The 18,353-nt window shown below is 65.7% G+C and carries 15 protein-coding genes and 1 riboswitch; of the genes, 10 read left to right on the forward strand and 5 right to left on the reverse strand.

The window, feature by feature from the left end:
• Nucleotides 1–759: an alpha/beta hydrolase gene (locus tag ACO07K_RS09745; protein ID WP_422035735.1), complete on the reverse strand. Its 759-nt coding sequence runs from the start codon at nucleotides 757–759 to the stop codon at nucleotides 1–3.
• 76 nt (nucleotides 760–835) lie between these two features.
• Here ACO07K_RS09745 and ACO07K_RS09750 point away from each other — a divergent pair, with 76 nt between their 5' ends.
• The 4 genes from ACO07K_RS09750 (at nucleotide 836) to ACO07K_RS09765 (ending at nucleotide 7,037) form a co-directional block, all read left to right on the forward strand.
• On the forward strand, nucleotides 836–3,319 hold the full coding sequence (locus tag ACO07K_RS09750) for a cation:proton antiporter (RefSeq protein WP_422035736.1): 2,484 nt from the start codon (nucleotides 836–838) through the stop codon (nucleotides 3,317–3,319).
• Nucleotides 3,320–3,408: 89 nt separating this feature from the next.
• On the forward strand, nucleotides 3,409–3,726 hold the full coding sequence (gene gatC, locus ACO07K_RS09755) for an Asp-tRNA(Asn)/Glu-tRNA(Gln) amidotransferase subunit GatC (RefSeq protein WP_422035737.1): 318 nt from the start codon (nucleotides 3,409–3,411) through the stop codon (nucleotides 3,724–3,726).
• Nucleotides 3,727–3,729: 3 nt separating this feature from the next.
• Complete coding sequence (gene gatA, locus ACO07K_RS09760) at nucleotides 3,730–5,202, forward strand: Asp-tRNA(Asn)/Glu-tRNA(Gln) amidotransferase subunit GatA (RefSeq protein ID WP_422035738.1); 1,473 nt, start codon at nucleotides 3,730–3,732, stop codon at nucleotides 5,200–5,202.
• A 116-nt stretch (nucleotides 5,203–5,318) separates the two neighbouring features.
• On the forward strand, nucleotides 5,319–7,037 hold the full coding sequence (locus ACO07K_RS09765; protein ID WP_422035739.1) for an N-acyl-D-amino-acid deacylase family protein: 1,719 nt from the start codon (nucleotides 5,319–5,321) through the stop codon (nucleotides 7,035–7,037).
• A 31-nt stretch (nucleotides 7,038–7,068) separates the two neighbouring features.
• Here ACO07K_RS09765 and ACO07K_RS09770 read toward each other — a convergent pair whose 3' ends face one another.
• A complete protein-coding gene (locus tag ACO07K_RS09770; RefSeq protein WP_422035740.1) occupies nucleotides 7,069–8,052 on the reverse strand; it encodes a Bug family tripartite tricarboxylate transporter substrate binding protein in 984 nt (327 codons plus the stop codon).
• Between the two features lie 182 nt (nucleotides 8,053–8,234).
• Here ACO07K_RS09770 and gatB point away from each other — a divergent pair, with 182 nt between their 5' ends.
• Entirely contained in the window at nucleotides 8,235–9,683 is a 1,449-nt protein-coding gene (gatB, locus tag ACO07K_RS09775; RefSeq protein ID WP_422035741.1) for an Asp-tRNA(Asn)/Glu-tRNA(Gln) amidotransferase subunit GatB, read from the forward strand.
• Between the two features lie 2 nt (nucleotides 9,684–9,685).
• Nucleotides 9,686–10,453: an N-acyl homoserine lactonase family protein gene (locus ACO07K_RS09780; protein ID WP_422035742.1), complete on the forward strand. Its 768-nt coding sequence runs from the start codon at nucleotides 9,686–9,688 to the stop codon at nucleotides 10,451–10,453.
• A 10-nt stretch (nucleotides 10,454–10,463) separates the two neighbouring features.
• Here ACO07K_RS09780 and ACO07K_RS09785 read toward each other — a convergent pair whose 3' ends face one another.
• Nucleotides 10,464–11,216, reverse strand: coding sequence for a VOC family protein (locus ACO07K_RS09785; protein WP_422035743.1), 753 nt, complete (start codon nucleotides 11,214–11,216; stop codon nucleotides 10,464–10,466).
• A gap of 73 nt (nucleotides 11,217–11,289) precedes the next feature.
• On the opposite strand from ACO07K_RS09785, the gene ACO07K_RS09790 reads away from it, so the two are divergent.
• The gene (locus tag ACO07K_RS09790; protein ID WP_422035744.1) at nucleotides 11,290–11,916 is read left to right on the forward strand and encodes a glutathione S-transferase family protein; all 627 of its coding nucleotides are present in this window, start codon (nucleotides 11,290–11,292) and stop codon (nucleotides 11,914–11,916) included.
• On the opposite strand, the gene ACO07K_RS09795 is transcribed toward ACO07K_RS09790, so the two are convergent.
• Nucleotides 11,913–12,959, reverse strand: coding sequence for a CobW family GTP-binding protein (locus tag ACO07K_RS09795; RefSeq protein WP_422035745.1), 1,047 nt, complete (start codon nucleotides 12,957–12,959; stop codon nucleotides 11,913–11,915). The genes ACO07K_RS09790 and ACO07K_RS09795 overlap by 4 nt on opposite strands.
• A gap of 113 nt (nucleotides 12,960–13,072) precedes the next feature.
• Between ACO07K_RS09795 and ACO07K_RS09800 the strand changes: the two genes are divergently transcribed.
• A complete protein-coding gene (locus ACO07K_RS09800; RefSeq protein ID WP_422035746.1) occupies nucleotides 13,073–14,155 on the forward strand; it encodes a cyclase family protein in 1,083 nt (360 codons plus the stop codon).
• A 22-nt stretch (nucleotides 14,156–14,177) separates the two neighbouring features.
• Here the strand turns inward: ACO07K_RS09800 and ACO07K_RS09805 are convergent, their stop codons facing one another.
• Entirely contained in the window at nucleotides 14,178–15,884 is a 1,707-nt protein-coding gene (locus ACO07K_RS09805; protein ID WP_422035747.1) for a fatty acyl-AMP ligase, read from the reverse strand.
• Between the two features lie 163 nt (nucleotides 15,885–16,047).
• Nucleotides 16,048–16,251, reverse strand: a riboswitch (cobalamin riboswitch).
• A gap of 61 nt (nucleotides 16,252–16,312) precedes the next feature.
• On the opposite strand from ACO07K_RS09805, the gene ACO07K_RS09810 reads away from it, so the two are divergent.
• Nucleotides 16,313–17,602 carry a serine hydrolase domain-containing protein gene (locus ACO07K_RS09810; RefSeq protein ID WP_422035748.1) on the forward strand — a complete coding sequence of 430 codons (1,290 nt, stop codon included), beginning with the start codon at nucleotides 16,313–16,315 and terminating at the stop codon, nucleotides 17,600–17,602.
• Nucleotides 17,603–17,670: 68 nt separating this feature from the next.
• Entirely contained in the window at nucleotides 17,671–18,345 is a 675-nt protein-coding gene (locus tag ACO07K_RS09815; RefSeq protein ID WP_422035749.1) for a DUF2076 domain-containing protein, read from the forward strand.
• Nucleotides 18,346–18,353 lie beyond the last annotated feature (8 nt).

Below are 18,353 nucleotides of genomic sequence, written 5' to 3' on the forward strand. Positions count from 1 at the left end.
TCAGATCACCTTGCCCGTGAGCCAGGTCTCGGCATGTTCAGCAACGCGCTCCCAGCCCGGTTGCCCCAGAACCCAGTGGCCCTGGCCGTCAAACTCGACATAGTCGGAAACGTGGTCGAATTGCTTCGCCGCGCAGCGGACAACGCCGGGAGGCACCAGCCTGTCTCGTTCAGCGGCGACGAAGAGCAGGGGGGTGGTCACGCATCGCGGATCGACGGTCGCCGCCTTCGCACGGTCGAGCCAGGGCAGGGCGATCTCCAGCAACGCCCGTCCCGACTCGTGGACGAAGGCGGAATGCTCTTTCACGCCCATGGTTCGGTCTGCCGTATTGAAAGTGTAGGAAAGCGCCTCGCCAAGGGTCGCCCGGTGGGGCTTTCGCCACCAGCGCCAACGGGCCTGGATCCTGGCGAAGGCCATCAGGTTGGAGGGCCTGACTGCGACGACGCTCGACGGCGGAGCAGGGGTGAGAAGGACACCGGCCCGCGCGAGGCCCCTGGCGCACAACAGCAGGGCCAGCAGCCCACCCATCGAGTGGCCGATGACCACCGGCTTTTCGGGAAGGGCCAGGATCAACCGTTCCAGATCGGCGACATAGTCGAGCAGGCTGGTTTCGCCAAGGGCATCCGGCGGCCTGTCCGGCGGTACATCGTGGTGGCGCAGTGAGTGTGCAATCGTTTGCCAGCCACGCTCCTCCAGGAACGGCCGCCAATGTTGCCACACAGCGGATGTCCCCCACATGCCGTGAATCAGGACTGCCAAGCGAGCCATTCCCGAGGTTATAAGGCGTGAAGCGGAGCCGGTCGACACGGCCCCGATTGAAAGGTGTTCGGACAAGGTGACAGATACTCTCTACGCCATTCTCGCGATTTCGATCGTCCTCACCGTCGTCAGTCTGCTGGTGCCGCTCGCCGAGCGATTCCGACTTCCACACACCGTGCTGCTGGCGATCGCCGGCATGGGGATGGGCTTTCTCGGATCGTGGATCATAAGCCGCGGCATAAACCTTGGGGTCCTCACCGACGCCTTCGTCGGCCTCGACAAGCTGGAGGTCGGCACGGAAGTGTTTCTTCCGCTCTTCCTGCCGCCGCTGTTGTTCACGGCGGGCCTCACGATCGACGTCCGGCGCCTGATGGACGAGATCCATGCCGTGCTCCTGCTGGCGGTGGTCGCGGTGCTCGTCTGCATCGCCTGCGTTGCAGGGGTTGTTCATTTTGCGACCGGTGTGGACATCGTCGTGTGCCTCCTGCTCGGTGCCGTCGTCTCGACGACCGATCCGGCGGCTGTCATCGGCATCTTTCGGGACGTCGGCGCCCCCAAGAGGCTGTCGATCCTGGCGGAGGGCGAGTCTCTTCTGAACGACGCGGTGGCCATTGCGGCCTTCGGCCTGTTCATGGGCATCCTGGTGGCGCGCGCGGCGGGCGATTCCGCGATGCCGGCGGATGCGACGTCGGCCGTCGGCGTCTTCCTGCGCGAGTTCGTGGGCGGCCTGATGCTGGGCTTCGCCATGGCCAGGGTGGCCATGATGATCCTTCCGCGGCTGGGCGATTCCGATGCCGCCATCGCCTCGGTGACCCTGAGCCTCACCTATCTCTCGTTCATCGTGGCCGATCGCTACATCCATGTTTCCGGCGTCGTCTCTGTGGTGATGGCCGCGCTCACCGTCGCAGCCTACGGCCCGACGCACCTGCATCCCCGGCAATGGACGGCGTTGCGTCAGGTCTGGGCCCAGCTCGAATTCTGGGCCAACTGTCTCATCTTCGTGTTGGCTTCGATGATCGCGGCCGACGTCCTGCTCAAGATCAACTGGCTCTACATCTGGGGCGTTGCGGCCGTGGCCGTCGGCGCCTTTTTTGCCCGGGCGCTGGTGGTGTTCGGCATGTTGCCGATTCTGGAGACCTTCAAGCTCGTCCAGCCGGTGAACCGTCGCTACAAGACGATCCTGGTCTGGGGAGGCCTGCGCGGCGCGGTGACGATCGTGCTGGCCATGGTCGCGGCCGGCCACCAGCAGTTGCCCGAGGAGACCCGGGACTTCATCGCCATCTCGGCCGTCCTGTTCGTGCTGTTCACGCTGTTCGTGAATGCAACGACTCTCGGGCTCGTGATGCATCTGTTCGGTCTGGATAAGCTCAGCCGGCTCGAGCTGGCATTGCGAGACCGCGTCCTGGCGCTGTCGCGGATCAACGTCGACCGGCATCTCCAGGGCATCATCCGCCAGCACAACGAGCGCACGGACGGCTTTGCGGTCGATCCGGCTTCGGCGGGCGACCCCGCGGTGGAGCCCGTGCCGCCGGACCTGGCGCTCGATCTGGATGAGCGGGTCAAGATCGGCCTGGTGACTCTCTGCACCCGCGAGAAGGAACTCTATCTAGAACTTTTCCAGCAGCAGATTCTGTCGCGCCGCATGGTGGCGATCCTGGCGGCGAATGCCGACCGCCTGATCGATACGGTCCGCGACAAGGGGGTAGAGGGTTATGAGGAGTGGCTGGAGGAGATTTCGAAGCCCAACTACGGCTTTCGGGTCGCCCTCTGGCTCCACCGTCGGTTCGGCTTCGAGCGAATGCTGACCGACCGGCTGGCCGACCGGTTCGAGATCCTGATGGTATCGCTGAGCGTGCTGGGCGAACTCGCTGTGTTCAACGCGAATTCCATTGCCGACCTGTTGGAACGCGACGCCGAGAAGCGCCTCGCAGCCCTGATCGCCGCCCGCCAGTCGGGTGTGGAGGGGGCGCTCAAGGCGCTTTCGCTGCAATATCCGGGCTACTCGGAATCGGTACAGCAGCGACAGCTCGAGCGCGCTGCGATTCGCTTCGAGGCGGAGGAGTATGCCCGCCGGCTGCACGAGGGCATCATCAGTCGCGAGGTCTACAACGACCTCCGCGACAAGCTCGCCGAGCGGCGCAGCGCCGTGAGTCAGCGTCCGGCACTGGACCTCGGCCTCGAACTGCAGGCAATGATCGGCCGCGTGTCGCTGTTCGCGGCGCTGGACCGGGAGACCATCGTTCAGGTCGGCAATCGGCTGCGCGCCCTGGTTGCCTTCCCCGGCGAGAAGATCATCCGCGTCGGTGGCCCTTCCGATGCGATGTATTTCGTCGCGGCGGGCGAGGTCACCGTCCATGTGCGGGGATTGCAGATAACTTTGAAGGAAGGCGACTTCTTCGGCGAGATGGGGCTCCTGAGCTCCCAGCCGCGCAATGCGGACGTTGTTGCCAACGGCTACTGCCACCTGCTCGTCCTCTACAAGAAGGAATTCGACCAGCTTCTCTCGCGCAAGCCGGAGGTGCGGGCCGCGATCGAAGAAGTGGCGGCCCGCCGTGCCTGACGCAGCCGCGAGGGTCGGTTGCCCGCTAAGGGCAAACCGGCTACCAACCGCGATTACTGCTTTGTTTCTGGGCGTTTTGGAGTGCTGTGATGTCGCTCGACAAGGAGACCGTGGCGCGGATCGCGCGACTGGCCCGTCTGAAGGTTCCTGAGGAGGAGTTGGCCCCGCTGGCCGGCGAGCTTTCGGGCATTTTTGCCTGGATCGAGCAGTTGAACGAAGTCGACACAAGCAATGTCGAGCCGATGTCGTCCGTCTCCGATGTCACGCTGCCCATGCGCGCGGACAAGGTCACCGACGGCGGCATCGCGGCCAAGGTGCTTGCCAACGCGCCGGGCGGCGCGGTCTTCATCGATCCGTCGGACAAGAACGCCGGTGGCTTCTTCACTGTTCCGAAGGTGCTGGAGTAGACGATGGCCGCCCTTACCGATCTCACGGTCGCCCAGCTCACGGCGGCGCTGGCCAGCAAGGAAGCGAGTGCCGTAGAGGTGGCCGATGCGCACCTCGCGAAGCTCGACGAGCACCGCGCGCTCAACGCCTTCATCACCGAGACACCCGAGAAGGCCCGCGAGATGGCAAAGGCCTCCGACGCCCGCCGCGCCAGGGGCGAGGCGGGGCTGCTCGAGGGCGTGCCGCTCGCGATCAAGGACCTGTTCTGCACCGAGGGCGTGCAGACGACGGCCGCCTCGAAGATCCTCGAAGGGTTCGTGCCGCAATATGAAAGCACGGTGACGGCGAACCTGTGGAAGTCGGGCGCGGTGATGGTCGGCAAGACCAACCTCGACGAGTTCGCCATGGGCTCTTCGAACATGACCAGCCATTTCGGCGGCGTCGAGAATCCGTGGAAGCGCAAGGGCGACAATCGCAAGTTGGTCCCCGGCGGCTCGTCCGGCGGCTCCGCGGCGGCGGTCGCGGCCTATATGGTGCCCGGCAGCACCGGCACCGACACCGGCGGCTCGATCCGCCAGCCGGCGGCCTTCTGCGGCATCGTCGGCCTGAAGCCCACCTACGGCCGCTGCTCCCGCTGGGGCGTCGTGGCCTTCGCCAGTTCGCTCGACCAGCCGGGACCGTTCGCCCGCACCGTCGAGGACACGGCGCTGATGCTGCAGGCCATGTCGGGTCACGACCCGAAGGATTCGACGTCGGCCCCATTGCCGGTGCCGGATTTCGCGGCGGCGGCGCGCAATCCCGACATCAGGGGCATGAAAGTCGGAATCCCCAGGGAGTACCGTGTCGACGGAACGTCCGAGGAGATCGTGGCCCTGTGGTCGAAGGGCATGGACATGCTGAAGGCGGCCGGCGCGGAGCCGGTCGAGGTCTCGCTGCCGCACACCAAATACGCCTTGCCGGCCTACTACATCGTGGCGCCCGCGGAGTGCTCGTCCAACCTGGCGCGCTACGATGGCGTGCGCTTCGGCCTGCGCGTTCCGGGCAAGGACCTGACCGAGTTGTATGAGAACACGCGCGGCGCAGGCTTCGGCAAGGAAACGCGCCGGCGCATTCTGATCGGCACCTATGTGTTGTCGGCCGGGTACTACGACGCCTACTACAAGAAGGCGCAGCAGATCCGGGCGCTGATCGCGCGCGACTTCAAGCAGGCGTTCGAGAAATGCGACGTTCTGCTGACGCCGACCGCACCGACGGCGGCTTTCGCGGCCGGCGAGCAGATGGACGATCCGGTGGCCATGTATCTCAACGACATGTTCACCATCCCGGCGTCGATGGCCGGCCTGCCGGGCATCTCGGTGCCGGTGAGCCTCGACAAGGACGGGCTGCCGCTCGGCCTGCAGCTGATTGGCCGTTCCTTCGACGAGGAGACGATGCTGCGGGCGGCCGCCGCGCTCGAGAAGGCCGCCGGTTTCAACGCTCGCGCCGCGGGGTACTGAGCGAGGCGCGTCGTATCGCGAAACGATGCGCTCGTTCTGCAATTCGTGTCGTGTGAGCCGTGGAGACGGGTCCGCCCCGAGCGCGTAAGCTTCCGGCAACTCCGGAGGAAACGAACATGGCGGATTTCGATCTCGTGGTGCGTGGCGGCAACCTGGCGGACGGCACGGGTGCCGCGATCAGGGAAGTCGACGTGGCGGTCAAGGACGGCAAGATTGCCGCCGTCGGCAAGGTGAGCGGTCAGGGCAAGGAAGAGATCGACGCCAAGGGTATGCTGGTCACGCCCGGCTTCGTCGACATCCATACCCACTATGACGGCCAGGCCACCTGGGATTCCTACCTCCAGCCCTCGAGCTGGCACGGCGTGACCACCGCCGTGATGGGGAATTGCGGCGTGGGCTTCGCGCCGGTGAAGGTCGAGGACCGGCAGCGCCTCATCGAATTGATGGAAGGAGTCGAGGACATTCCCGGCGCCGCGCTCGACGAGGGCCTCAACTGGTCGTGGGAATCGTTCGGCCAGTATCTCGATGCGCTCGATGCCAAGCCGCGCGACATGGATCTCGGCGCCCAGCTGCCGCACGGCGCGTTGCGCGTCTTCGTGATGGGCGAGCGGGCCGCCCGCCTCGAGGAGGCGACATCGGAGGAGGTGGCGCAGATGCGAGCCCTGACCGCGCAGGCGATGCGCGACGGCGCCATCGGTTTCTCGACTTCGCGCACGCTAAACCACCGCACGGTGAAGGGCGATCCGACGCCGTCGCTGCGTGCCTCGGAGGAGGAGCTGCTCGGCATCGCGCTCGGCATGAAGGATGCCGGCCGCGGCGTCATCGAGTTCATCTCCGATTTCAACACGCCCAATCCCGAGAGCGAATTCGAGATGCTCGACCGGCTGCTCACGGCCTCAGGCCGTCCGTTCTCCGTGTCGCTCGCCCAGCGCCATTCACGGCCTGACGGTTGGCGTCGACTGCTCGGCCTCGTCGAAGGCCTGGTCGCCAAGGGCCACAGCGCCAAGGCGCAGGTCGCGCCGCGGCCGATCGGCGTGCTGCAGGGCCTGCAGGCGAGCCGCATCCCGTTCTCGATGTGTGCCGCCTACAAGGAAATCCAGCACAAGTCGGTCGAGGAGCGGCTGGCGATCATGCGCGATCCGGCCTTCCGGGCCCGCATCCTGAAGGAGAGCAACGAGCCGCTGCGCTCGGAGATGGCGGCGCGGCTCACCGACTTCGACCGCATGTTCCCGCTGGGCGACCCGCCGAATTACGAGCCGCCGCAGGAGAGCTCGTTCGGCGCCCGCGCCGCGCGCGAGGGCCGCGATACGCGCGAGCTGATCTACGACTATCTGATCGAGGGCGAGGGCCGGAACTTCATCTTCGCGCCGTTCGCGAACTACGCGGCCTACAATCTCGACTGCTGCAGCGAGATGATGCGGAGCCCGCACACGCTGATCGGCCTCGGCGACGGCGGCGCGCATGTCGGCCTGATCTCCGACGGCTCGTTCCCGACCTATCTCCTGTCCCATTGGGGACGCGATCGCGCCTCGGGCCGGCTCGACGTGAGTTGGCTGGTGAAGCGTCAGACGCAGGACAGTGCCAAGGCCGTGGGTCTCAACGACCGCGGCGTCGTGGCGGTCGGCAAGAAGGCCGATCTCAACGTCATTGACTTCGACAAGCTGCGCGTCGAAGCGCCGATCATGAAGTGGGACCTGCCGGCCGGCGGCAAGCGCCTGCTGCAGCGCGCGACCGGTTATCGCGCGACCATCGTGTCGGGGCAGGTTACGTATCGTGACGGCGAGGCGACCGGTGCGTTGCCGGGCCGCCTGGTGCGCGGCGCGCAGGCCGGCTGACCGGCCCGCGCGCAAGCGGCATCGAGGGCGATCAATCGCCCTTGATGTCGTTGTCCTTGATGACCTTGAACCAGCGCTCCTGTTCGCTCTTCTGGTAGGCGGCGAACTCCTCGGGCGAGGTCGTCAGGATTTCCATGTTGAACTGGTCGATGAACTTCTGCGTCACGTCGGGCGCCTGCACCGCCTTCTTGATCTCGGCATTCATGCGGTCGACGATCGGGCGTGGGGTGCCGGTCGGCGCATAGACGCCCCACCACGAATAGGAGGGGAAGCTCTTGACGCCCTGCTCGATCAGGGTGGGCGTGTCGGGCAGAGCCGGCGTGCGCTTCTCGCCGGTCACGGCCAGTGCCCGCACCTTGTTGGCGCGGATGTGCGGGCTGAAGGATGTGAGGCTGCCGATGGCGACGTCGGTGACGCCGGCCAGGATGTCCTGGTTGAGCGGTCCGCCGCCCTTGTAGGGGATCAGGTTGAGGTCGACGCCGTTCTCTTTCTTGATGAGCGTCATCAGCACCAGCGCCTGGCTGGCACCGAGCACGCCGACATTGACCTTGCCCGGTCGCGCCTTGGCGTCGGCGATCACCTCGGCGAAGGTCTTGTAGGGCCGGTCGGGATGCGCGCAGATCGCCTGCGGGGTGCGGCCGATCAGCATGACGTTGAAGAGCTCGGAATCCTTGTAGGGCAGGCCCGAGGCAAAAGCGGGATTGAGGATGTGGCTGTCGAAGGTCAGCATCCAGGTCTGGCCGTCGGGCGGCGCCTTGGCCGCGATCGCCGAGCCGACGGCACCTGTGCCGCCCGGCTTGTTGTCGATCAGGATGTTCCAGCCCGTGTTCTCGATCATTTTGGCCTGGATGATGCGCGCCACCGGATCGGTCGACCCGCCGGGCGGGAAGGGCACGATGATCTTGACGGCACCCTTGGGCCAATCGGCCGCGCCCTGGGCCCGGGCGAGGGCCGGCGCCCCCAACGTGGCGGCGGCGGCGCCGACCAACAGCGTACGGCGATGGAACATCGTCATTAAAAGCCTCCCTGCGGATAAGTCTTGTTGTGGGCGTGCCGAGAGCGGCCGCTCCTTGCCCAAGCTTTTACTTCAGCCTCTTCGGCATCGGAAAGTGCGATCTTGTGCCCAAAATGTGGCGTTACACGCCATGGCAGATCGATCTTTTTGCCAAGCAGGCAGCTATTGGCTATCTACCCTTCATGTCGCTCATCAAAGGTGAAACCGGCGAGTGGGAGATCGTCCTGGGGCTGGAAGTCCACGCCCAGGTGATTTCCGAAGCCAAGCTCTTTTCTGGCGCGCCGACGACGTTCGGCGCCGATCCTAACACGCAGGTGTCGCTGGTCGACGCCGCCATGCCCGGCATGCTGCCCGTGATCAACGAGCGCTGTGTGGAGCAGGCGATCCGGACCGGTCTCGGCCTCAATGCCAAGATCAATCTGCGCTCCATCTTCGACCGCAAGAATTACTTCTACCAGGACCTGCCGCAGGGCTACCAGATCTCGCAGTACAAGGATCCGATCGTGGGCGAGGGCGTGGTCGAGATCGATCTCGACGGCGGCGTCACCAGGAAGATCGGCATCGAGCGGCTGCATCTCGAGCAGGATGCGGGCAAAAGCATGCACGATCAGCATCCCAGCCAGACCTATGTCGACCTGAACCGGTCGGGCGTGGCGCTGATGGAGATCGTCAGCAAGCCCGACATGCGCACCGCCGACGAGGCCGCGGCCTATCTCACCAAGCTGCGCTCGATCGTGCGCTATCTCGGCACCTGCGACGGCAACATGGACGAGGGCTCCATGCGCTGCGACGTCAACGTGTCGGTGCGCAGGCCGGGCGGCGAGCTGGGCACGCGCTGCGAAATCAAGAACGTGAACTCGATTCGCTTCGTGAAGCAGGCGATCGAGTACGAGGCGCGCCGCCAGGTCGAGGTGATCGAAGGGGGCGGCACGATCAAGCAGGAAACCCGAAATTTCGATCCGGGCCGTGGCGAGACGCGTTCGTCGCGTTCGAAGGAAGACGCGCAGGACTACCGCTACTTCCCCGATCCCGATCTCCTGCCACTGATCTTCACGCAGGAGTATGTCGACCAGATCCGCGCGACCCTGCCGGAGCTGCCCGACGCGCGGAAGAACCGCTACATCAAGGATTACGGTCTGTCGCCCTACGACGCGGGCGTGCTGACGGCTGAGAAAGCGACGGCCGAGTTCTTCGAAGCCGTCGCCAAGGGCCGCGACGCCAAGGCGGCTGCCAATCTGGTGACGGGCGATTTCTTCGCCATGCTGAACCGTCGCGGCGCCACCTTCGAGACCTCACCGATCAGCGCCGCCCATCTCGGCAAGCTGCTCGACCTGCAGGCCGACGGCACGATCTCTGGGCGCATTGCCAAGGACCTGTTCGTCGCCATGGAGGAGACGGGCAAGGACCCGGCCGTCCTGGTCGAGGAGCGCGGGCTGAAGCAGGTGACGGACACCGGCGCCATCGAGGCCGCCATCAAGGCAGTGATCGACGCCAACCCCGGCCAGCTCGCCGCCTACAAGGCCAAGCCCACGCTGTTCGGCTGGTTCGTCGGCCAGGTCATGAAGTTGACCGGCGGCAAGGCCAACCCGAAGGTCGTGAACGAGCTGCTCAAGAAAGCGCTCGACGCCTGACGATGGGCGCCAGGCTCTACGCCATGACCTGCGGGCGACTGATTGGTCGCCTCAAGGACATGATCGAGGGCGAGGACGGGCAGGTGGCGCTGCCCATTCCATCCTACCTGATCGAGCACCCCAAGGGCCGGGCGGTGTTCGACACCGGCATGCATCCGCAATGCCGAACCGATGCCGCCGGGCGCCTGGGACCGCAGGTCGCGCGGATCTTCGGGTTCGAGCAGTACGGCCCCGAGGACGACGTGAAGTCGCGACTCGAGTCAATCGACCGCGATCCAGGCAAAGTCGATTTCATCGTGAATTCGCATCTGCATTTCGACCATGCCGGCGGCAACGAGCTGGTGCCCAATGCCACGATGGTCGTGCAGAAGCGCGAATGGCAGGCCGCGCAGGATCCCGAGCTGGCCGCCAGGATCGGCTTCTTTCGCGCCGACTTCGACCATGGCCATCCGGTCAGGCAAGTCGAGGGGGAGCACGACCTGTTCGGCGACGGTTCCGTGGTCTGCATCCCGACCTACGGCCATACGCCCGGCCACCAGTCGTTGAAGGTGCGGACCGAGGCGGGCGAGCTCGTGATCACCGGCGACGCCTGCTACTTCTGCCGGACCCTGCGCGACCGCCGCCTGCCGCGCTTCGTCTACGACCGCGAGCAGATGCTGGCCTCGCTCGACAGGCTCGAAGCTCTGGAGAGAGGCGGCGCACGTCTCTTCTTCGGGCACGATCCGGAGTTCTGGAAGGACGTGCCTCAGGCGCCGGTGCCGGCGTTCTAGAACGTCGGTGTCAGTTCTGCGGGATGAACTCGATCATCAGGCCGCCGGTCTGCTCCGGCGCCACAAGGACGCGATCACCTTCCGCGAGTGCGAAGGGCACGTTGTTGGCGCTGAGCAGGCCCTGCAACGGGCGCGCCCGTTCGATGGCGATGGCGGCGCCGACGACGGCGGGGAGCTCGCTCGGCGGCATCATTTCGAGTGCCTTGTATTCGAGCTGAAAGGCGAGCGGCGACCAGATCAGCAGTTCGACGGACCCTGCCTTCACCATGGTGCAACCGTCGAAGATTTCCTCGACGGTGGCGCCCCAGGCGGCCTTAAGCGCCTTCGCCGTGTCGTTCGGTTTTTCTGCGATGGCGTGGATGGCCATCATGCCCAGCGCACCGTTGGGATGGACGATCCATTCCGGCTCCATGAAGGCGTCCGGCGTCTCGTGTTTCACGGGGAACCAGGGCACGGGGCCGGCGGTCTCGCCGACCACGACGCCGGCATCGACCTCGAAACCGTCCTCGGTTTCCCAGGCATGCGTGCGCTCCTCGCCCTCGAGTTCGGCGACGTTCAGGGCCAGTGCAATCTGCGGCGGATGGCCTTGCAGCAGCTCGATATAATTCGGCACGTCGTCGCTGTCGGGCTGGAAGCAGATGCAACGCGGCTCGACCCCGTCGGGTGTCAGATTGAACCCGATCTGGCCCAGCCGGGCTGCGGTATCCGCAGGGTCCGAGACGGTCAAGGAAAGGTGATCGATATCGCGCGCTGAAATCTTCATGCCCGCTCATACAGTCTTACCCCGGCCTCCCTCAAGTGCGATGCTGGAAGGCCTGAATCCAAGGGAGATATCGATGTCCAAGATGACGCTTTACGGCATTTGGCTGAGCGGCCCGACCTACAAGGCGGGACTGGCCTTGTCGCTGATGGGGCAGCCGTTCGCCTACAAGCATGTCGACCTTCGCGCCGGCGCGCACAAGCAGCCGGACTATCTCGCCATCAACCGTTTCGGCCAGGTGCCGGCGCTCGTCGACGGCGAGCTGAAACTCTGCCAGTCGGGCTCGATCCTGCTCTATCTCGCCGACAAGTTCGGCAGGATGGGCGGCAAGACGCCCGAGGAGAAGGCGCGGGTGCGCGAGTGGCTGTTCTGGGAGTTCGACCGGCTGGCTTCCAACATCTATCGTCCGCGTGCGATCAAGCGCGGCTTCATGAAGGCCGACGACAACGTCCATCAGATGTACGTCAACCAGGCGGGCGATGCGCTGAAGGTGCTCGACGCCGCGCTGGCCAAGTCGGACTTCCTGGTCGGCAGCGAAGCGACCATCGCCGATGTCGCGGTCTATGGCGATGTTGCCTATGCCGAGGAAGGTGCCATCGATCTCGGGCCCTATGCCAACGTGAAGGCATGGATGGGCCGGGTCGAGAAGCTGCCCGGCTTCAAGAAGTACGCCGACCTTCTGCCGCAACAGGACGCGGCTTAGGTTCGGTCGGCCTCTTCCATCTCCGCCCAGCTCGCCTCGACCGCGGCGCGGTCGAGGTCGCGGGTGATGAAAACCAGCCGCGACCGGCGGTCCTCGCAGGGCCAGCGGGCGAGCAGGGTGGGTGGATGGAAGGTCCGGTGCACGCCGTGGATCACCAGCGGCTGGTCCTCGCCAACGATGTCCAGCACGCCCTTCACGCGCAGCAGCCGGTCTCCCCACGCCGCTCGCACGGCCATCAGCCAGCGATTGAAGAGGTCCCAGTCCAACGGTTCGTCGAAGGTGAGGCAAAACGAGGCGATGTGCGCATCGTGCCGCGACCGGTCGTGCGCATGGCTATGGTGCGCATGATCGTGGGCCTCGGCGTTCAGCCATGCCTGCACCTTGTCGCTCTTGCCCGAGGGATCGAACGGGCCTGAATCGAACAGAAGAGCCGGATCGACGTCGCCCTGCACGATCTCGAACAGAGCAGCGCCTGGATTGAGCCCGGTCAGGCGTGCGCGCAGGCCGGCGCTGGCCGCGATCTCTGCGAGGTCTGTCTTGCTGATCAGCAGCCGGTCGGCGACGGCCGCCTGCTTCACGGCCTCCGGATGCTCGTCGAGCTGGCGCGCGCCATTCACGGCATCGACCGTCGTTACGACCCCGTCGAGCCGGTAGTCGTGACTGATCATCGGATGGTTGAGCAGGAGCTGCAGGATCGGCGCGGGGTCGGCGAGGCCTGTCGTCTCCAGCAGGACACGGTCGAAGGGCGGGATCTGGTCTTTTGCACGACGGCGCGCGATGTCGCGCAGGGTCTTGTCCAGGTCGCCCTGGATGGTGCAGCACACGCAGCCCGATTGCAGCAGCACCATGTCGCCGCCGACCTGCTCCATGAAGAGATGGTCGAGTCCCACTTCGCCGAACTCGTTAACCAGCACCAGGCTGCGGGCCATGCGCGGGTCGCCGAGCACGCGGTTGAGGAGGGTGGTCTTGCCGCTGCCGAGGAAGCCTGTGAACAGCGTCACCGGCATCCGCTCCGCCGACTTGTCGGGATCGAACAGGCTCATCGGTGACACCCTCACATATGCATATGTAACAAAGTAACGATGCCGCTTCCGCTTGACGATGCAACCTGAGGGTATGACGCTTTCGGTATCAACAAAGAAAAGGAGGGGCATCCATGGACTCGAGATATCTTCAGAACAACGAAGAACTCAAGCGGCCGCGGCAGGAGATCGACGAGGATCGCCGCTCGTTCCTGACGGCTGGCCTGATCGGCGGCGCCGTCGCCGCCGGTACGCTGGCGGCCGGTGCCGCGCATGCCCAGCAGATCGCGCAGGCCCCCGCGCTGACCGACAAGGCCTGGTGGCCGCATCCCAAGTGGGGCAAGGACGATCAGGCGGGCGCCTCGAACTACATGACGCCGGCGAAGGTCCTCGACACGGTGAAACTGATCAAGGACGGCAAGGTCTATCGGATCGGCCGCATCTATGAATCGGCCATGCCCAAGTTCGGCGAGCGCGCCTTCACCTTGCGCATTCCCGGCAGCCCCACGGGCGGTCCCTTCGGCACCAACAGGCTGATCTACAACGACGAGTATCTGTCGACAGAGATCGGCCAGACCGGAACGCAGTTCGATGGCCTGGCGCACATCGGCATCCAGATGGGCAAGGACGGCGACAAGAACGAGATGCGTTACTACAACGGCGTCACCGACCAGGAAATGAACAGCGCCTATGGCATGAAGAAGCTCGGCATCGAACAGGTGAAGCCGTTCTTCACGCGCGGCCATCTGTTCGACGTCGAGGCGGTCAAGGGCGCCATGATGGAAGCCGGCCAGGAGATCACCATCGCCGATCTCAAGGCGGCCCTGCAGAAGCAGAACATGCAGGAAGCCGATATCAAGGAAGGCGATGCCGTGTTCTTCAACACCGGCTGGGGCAAACTCTGGATGAAGAACAATGACAAGTTCAACGGCGGCGAACCCGGCATCGGGCTGGAGGCCGCCAAGTGGTTCATCGACAAGGGCATCGCGCTCACCGGCGCCGATACCTGGGGAACCGAAGTCGTGCCCAATCCCAACAAGGATCTGGCCTTTCCGGTCCATGCCGAGCTGATCGCCAAGAACGGCATCTTCAACCACGAGAACCTGGATTTCTCGGGGCTGATCGCCGACGGGAAGTACCAGTTCGCCTACATTTTCTCGCCCGCACCCATCAGGGGCGCGACGGGATCGAACGGCGGCCCCATCGCGGTAACCTGATCAGGGGCGAAAGGAGTGCGCGCTAGGTCGGATAGTCGCCGGCGGTGAACTTCGACTTGGCGTGCGTGCGGCTCAGCTTGCCGGAAGAGGTGCGGGGCAGGCCGGGTTGGCGCTTGATCAGGACGACCCGGCCATCGACCCCGGCGGCTTCCTTGACCGCCTGCTTTATGTCGCCCACCAGCGCCTCGCGCTCTGCGGGTTCGCTCGGATAGGCCTGAACGATGACCACGACGGCTTCGACGTCGCCCTCTTCGATCGAGAAGGCGCAGGCGTCGCCGCGGCCGACCTGCGGCAGCGCCTCGATGGCCCACTCGATGTCCTGCGGCCAGATGTTGCGGCCGTTCACGATGATCAGGTCCTTGGCGCGGCCGGTGATCACGAGCTCGCCCTTGTGCCAGTAACCGAGATCGCCGGTGTCGAGCCAGCCGTCGCGAAGCACGCGCTCGGTCTCCTCGCTCTTCTGGAAGTAGCCCGGCATGACGCTGGGGCCGCACACGAACAGCCGGCCGACATGGCGTTCGCCCAGAGCCGCACCGGAGTCGTCACGGATTTCGACGCTGTGCCCGGCCATCACCCTGCCGCAGACGACGAACTCGCGGGTCCGGCCTGACTGCGGATCCGTGAAGCTGTCGGTTTTGACGCCGCCGAACGGCGCGGCGAAGCTCAGGCCGACGCACACCTCCGCCATGCCGTAGCTCGGCATGAAGGCACGCTCGTCGAAGCCTGCGGCCTGAAAGGCGTCGGCGAAGCGCCGCAGGACGGGCAGCTGGATCATGTCTGCACCGACGCCGGCGAGGCGCAGGCTCGACAGGTCGAGCTCGCCCATCGGCGCAGTCAGGGCCCGGCGCGTGAGCAAGTCGTAGCCGAAGCTCGGACTGTAGGTGATCGTGGCGCGGCGCCTTGAGATCAGGGAAAGCCACTGCATCGGCCGCCGGGCGAAGTCGCGGGGCGCCAGCAGGTCGACGCTGCGCTGCGCACACATCGGCGCCAGGATGAAGCCGATCAGGCCCATGTCGTGATAGAGCGGCAGCCAGCTCACGCCGGAATCGTTCTCGTCGAGTCCCTGGGCGGCGATCGAGCCGTCGATGTTCGCCATGAGCTGGTCCTGGCGGATGTCGACGCCGAGCGGCGCGCGCGTGCTGCCGGAGGAGAACTGCACGTAGCAGGCCATGCCGGCGCGAAGCGGCCGCAGGTCGACCTTGACTTCGGGAAGGGCGGTGAAGATCTCCATGCCACCGGCGAAGCGCGCGGTCGTGCCTTCGGCGGCGCTGCGGGCGAACTCGACCAGCTCGTCCGGGGCCAGCACGCCCACCGCCTGTGCCGCGGTGATCTGCTTTCTGAGCTGGAAGATGTAGTGCGCCTTGGCGCCAAGTCCGACCGGCACGGGCACGGGCACCGGCACGATGCCGGCATACTGGCAGCCGAAGAAGGCGATACAGAAGCCCGGCCAAGTGTCGGCGATGAGGATGAGCCGCTCGCCGGGCTCGATCCCGGCGCCGATCAGGCGGCGGGCGAACGACAGCGCCTCGGTGCGGAGATGGCTGTAGGGCAGGCGGGTCAAGAGCTTGCCACGGGCATCGAAGAAGTTGAAGCCGGTCTCGCCGCGGGCAGCGTAGTCGAGCGCCTCGGTCAGGCTGGTGAAGCCGCCGCGGCGGAAGGGCAGAGAGACGTTGTGGGTCGGGGTCGGGACCGTGACCCAGCGTTCCGGGCTCGAATGCAACGTCGACACATAGCGTTGCATACGCCCAGCAGGCCCATCGGCCGGCGTGGCATTTGACAGAAGCGCAGGCAGGATTCCTCGGATCGACGTCATCTGACGATCTCCCAAACGGTTCGCACTAAGCGCGTCACCGCTCGGTTGACCGTCCCGTTGGATCATCCCGTCCATCGGAAGAGCGACGCTATCGCCGGCAGGTCTTCTGGCTCGCGGGTCGTAGCTCCTGCCCGTCTTCCCAGACCGAAGTCCAGTGACATATGGGCTCTCGCTCGCCGCTTACAGCTGCGGGTACAGCTGCCGATTGGCTCCCTGTGGAGGGAGCGGCACGGCATTCCCTGTTAGCCTCCGGTTAAGGAGGACCGTCGATAGGCACTGGTTAAGCTTGCGCTTGGCCTCGGTCAATTGCTTTGATGGTTCAAATATCGGGAGGAGACTGCAAAATGTCGATGATTCGCAGAGTCGCCGCGGCGGCGCTTGGCATGGCACTCGCCTGGCCGGCAGGGGCCCAGGGCATTCCCAAGGTACAGTCCCCGGAAGAGGTGGGGTTTCTCTCGACCCGCCTGAAGCGGCTCAGTGACCGGCTGAACGAGGGCGTGAAGAACAACGAGCTGCCGGGCGCCGTCGTCCTGATCGCCCGCAACGGCAAGATCGTGATGTTCGAATCCTACGGCTTTCGCGACAAGGAGGCCAAGGTCGCGATGACCAACGACACGATCTTCCGCATCGCCTCGATGACCAAGCCGATCGTTACCCTGGCCGCGATGATGCTGATGGAGGAGGGCAAGCTCACGCTCGCCGACCGTGTATCGACCTACATTCCGGCGTTCGCCGACACCAAGGTCGCGGTCCCGAAAAAGAAGGACGGCGGCACGACGGAGATGGTGCTGGAGCCGCAGTTCCGTCCGATGACGGTGCACGACCTGATGCGCCACACGTCGGGCCTCACCTATGGCGCGGTGGGCGCCAATCCGGTCAAGCAGTCCTATCTCGACATGAAGGTTGCCGACCGCAGCCAGACGAATGCCGAGATGGCAGACAAGCTGGGCAAGCTCGCGCTGCTGTACCAGCCCGGCACGACCTGGGAGTATTCAATGTCGACGGACGTGCTCGGGCGCGTCGTCGAGGTCGCGTCCGGCATGCCGCTCGACAAGTTCATCGAGGAGCGAATCACCAAGCCGCTGAAGATGGGCGACACGGCCTTCGAGGCCAGCGCCGACAAGAAGGCGCGCGGCGCCCGGCCGATGAAGGAGGGGCCCAAGAATGAACTGCCGGCGATCCCCGACATTACCGAGAAGTTCACCTGGCGTTCGGGCGGCGGCGGCATGGTGTCGACGGCGGCCGACTATGCCCGCTTCCTGCAGATGTTCGCCAATGGCGGCCAGCTCGACGGCGTGCGCCTCGTCTCGCGCAAGACGATCGATCTCATGACTGCTGACGCGCTGCCACCGGACATCAAGATGGGCGCCGACATGTTCCGCTTCGAGGCGCTCGAGCCCAGCGCGCGCATGGGCCAAGGGTTCGGCCTCGGCTTCGCGGTGCGCAACGTGCAGGGCGTCAACCCGCTGCCGGGCTCGCCCAACGACTATTTCTGGGGCGGCGCCTACGGCACCTATTTCTGGCACGATCCGCGCGAGCGCCTGTATGTCGTTTTCATGATGCAGTCGCCCCAGGCCCGTCTGCGCTATCGGTACCTGATGCGCGACCTCGTCTACCAGGCGATGGTGAATTAGCCGCCTTGACGCTCCGCCACCGGACAACCACGTTGGCATTGCCCACGTGAACGGGCGGGAGACTGGTGATGCAACAGCAGGAACGCGATCTGATCTCGGGTCTGTTCGATCGTTTGAAGCCGTTCGAATCGCAGCCACGCGACGGCGAGGCTGAGTCGTTCATCAGGGGACTGGCGGCGCAACAGCCGGCCGCACCCTATCTGCTGGTGCAGACCGTCCTGGTTCAGGAGGAGGCGCTGAAGGCCGCCCAGGCGCGCATCGCCGAACTGGAAGCGAAGGCGAGCGCCGCGCCGCCGGCCGCGACCGGTTTCCTCGGCAGTGCGCCCCGGATCGGCCCGTGGGGCGCGCCCGCTACGGGCGATGCGCCCGCCGCCGGTGCCGCGCCGCGCACGTCCGTGCCGTCGACGGTGCCGTCCACCCGCTCGCCGCTGCAGGCCGCGCTCGCGCCACAGCAACCGCCGCAACAGCCGGCGGGGGGCAGCTTCCTGCGCACCGCGATGGCGACCGCCGCCGGTGTGGCCGGCGGTGCGCTGCTGTTCGAAGGCATTCGTGGCCTGATGGGCAGCAACCCGTTCGGGCAGCAGCAGGCCGCGATGGGCGGGACCACTCCGCCCGAACTCCTGCCACCCGATTCCTCGACCCAGCAGCAAGCCTTCGCCGACGACCAGTCGGGGGCGGGGGACTACGATACCGCTGCGGTGGACGACGGCGGATTCGGCGGCGACGACGACAGCTGGGCCTGAGGCCCGGC

This window comes from Reyranella sp., assembly GCF_965228225.1.
Lineage (GTDB): Bacteria > Pseudomonadota > Alphaproteobacteria > Reyranellales > Reyranellaceae > Reyranella.

Bases quoted from the DNA above. Each gene is read 5' to 3' on its own strand.
- ACO07K_RS09780 (WP_422035742.1), top strand. From the start codon at position 9,686: ATGGGCGCCAGGCTCTACGCCATGACCTGCGGGCGACTGATTGGTCGC.
- ACO07K_RS09765 (WP_422035739.1), top strand. From the start codon at position 5,319: ATGGCGGATTTCGATCTCGTGGTGCGTGGCGGCAACCTGGCGGACGGC.
- ACO07K_RS09785 (WP_422035743.1), bottom strand. From the start codon at position 11,216: ATGAAGATTTCAGCGCGCGATATCGATCACCTTTCCTTGACCGTCTCG.
- gatB (WP_422035741.1), top strand. From the start codon at position 8,235: ATGTCGCTCATCAAAGGTGAAACCGGCGAGTGGGAGATCGTCCTGGGG.
- ACO07K_RS09800 (WP_422035746.1), top strand. From the start codon at position 13,073: ATGGACTCGAGATATCTTCAGAACAACGAAGAACTCAAGCGGCCGCGG.
- ACO07K_RS09770 (WP_422035740.1), bottom strand. From the start codon at position 8,052: ATGACGATGTTCCATCGCCGTACGCTGTTGGTCGGCGCCGCCGCCGCC.
- ACO07K_RS09810 (WP_422035748.1), top strand. From the start codon at position 16,313: ATGTCGATGATTCGCAGAGTCGCCGCGGCGGCGCTTGGCATGGCACTC.
- gatA (WP_422035738.1), top strand. From the start codon at position 3,730: ATGGCCGCCCTTACCGATCTCACGGTCGCCCAGCTCACGGCGGCGCTG.
- ACO07K_RS09790 (WP_422035744.1), top strand. From the start codon at position 11,290: ATGTCCAAGATGACGCTTTACGGCATTTGGCTGAGCGGCCCGACCTAC.
- ACO07K_RS09795 (WP_422035745.1), bottom strand. From the start codon at position 12,959: ATGAGCCTGTTCGATCCCGACAAGTCGGCGGAGCGGATGCCGGTGACG.
- ACO07K_RS09815 (WP_422035749.1), top strand. From the start codon at position 17,671: ATGCAACAGCAGGAACGCGATCTGATCTCGGGTCTGTTCGATCGTTTG.
- gatC (WP_422035737.1), top strand. From the start codon at position 3,409: ATGTCGCTCGACAAGGAGACCGTGGCGCGGATCGCGCGACTGGCCCGT.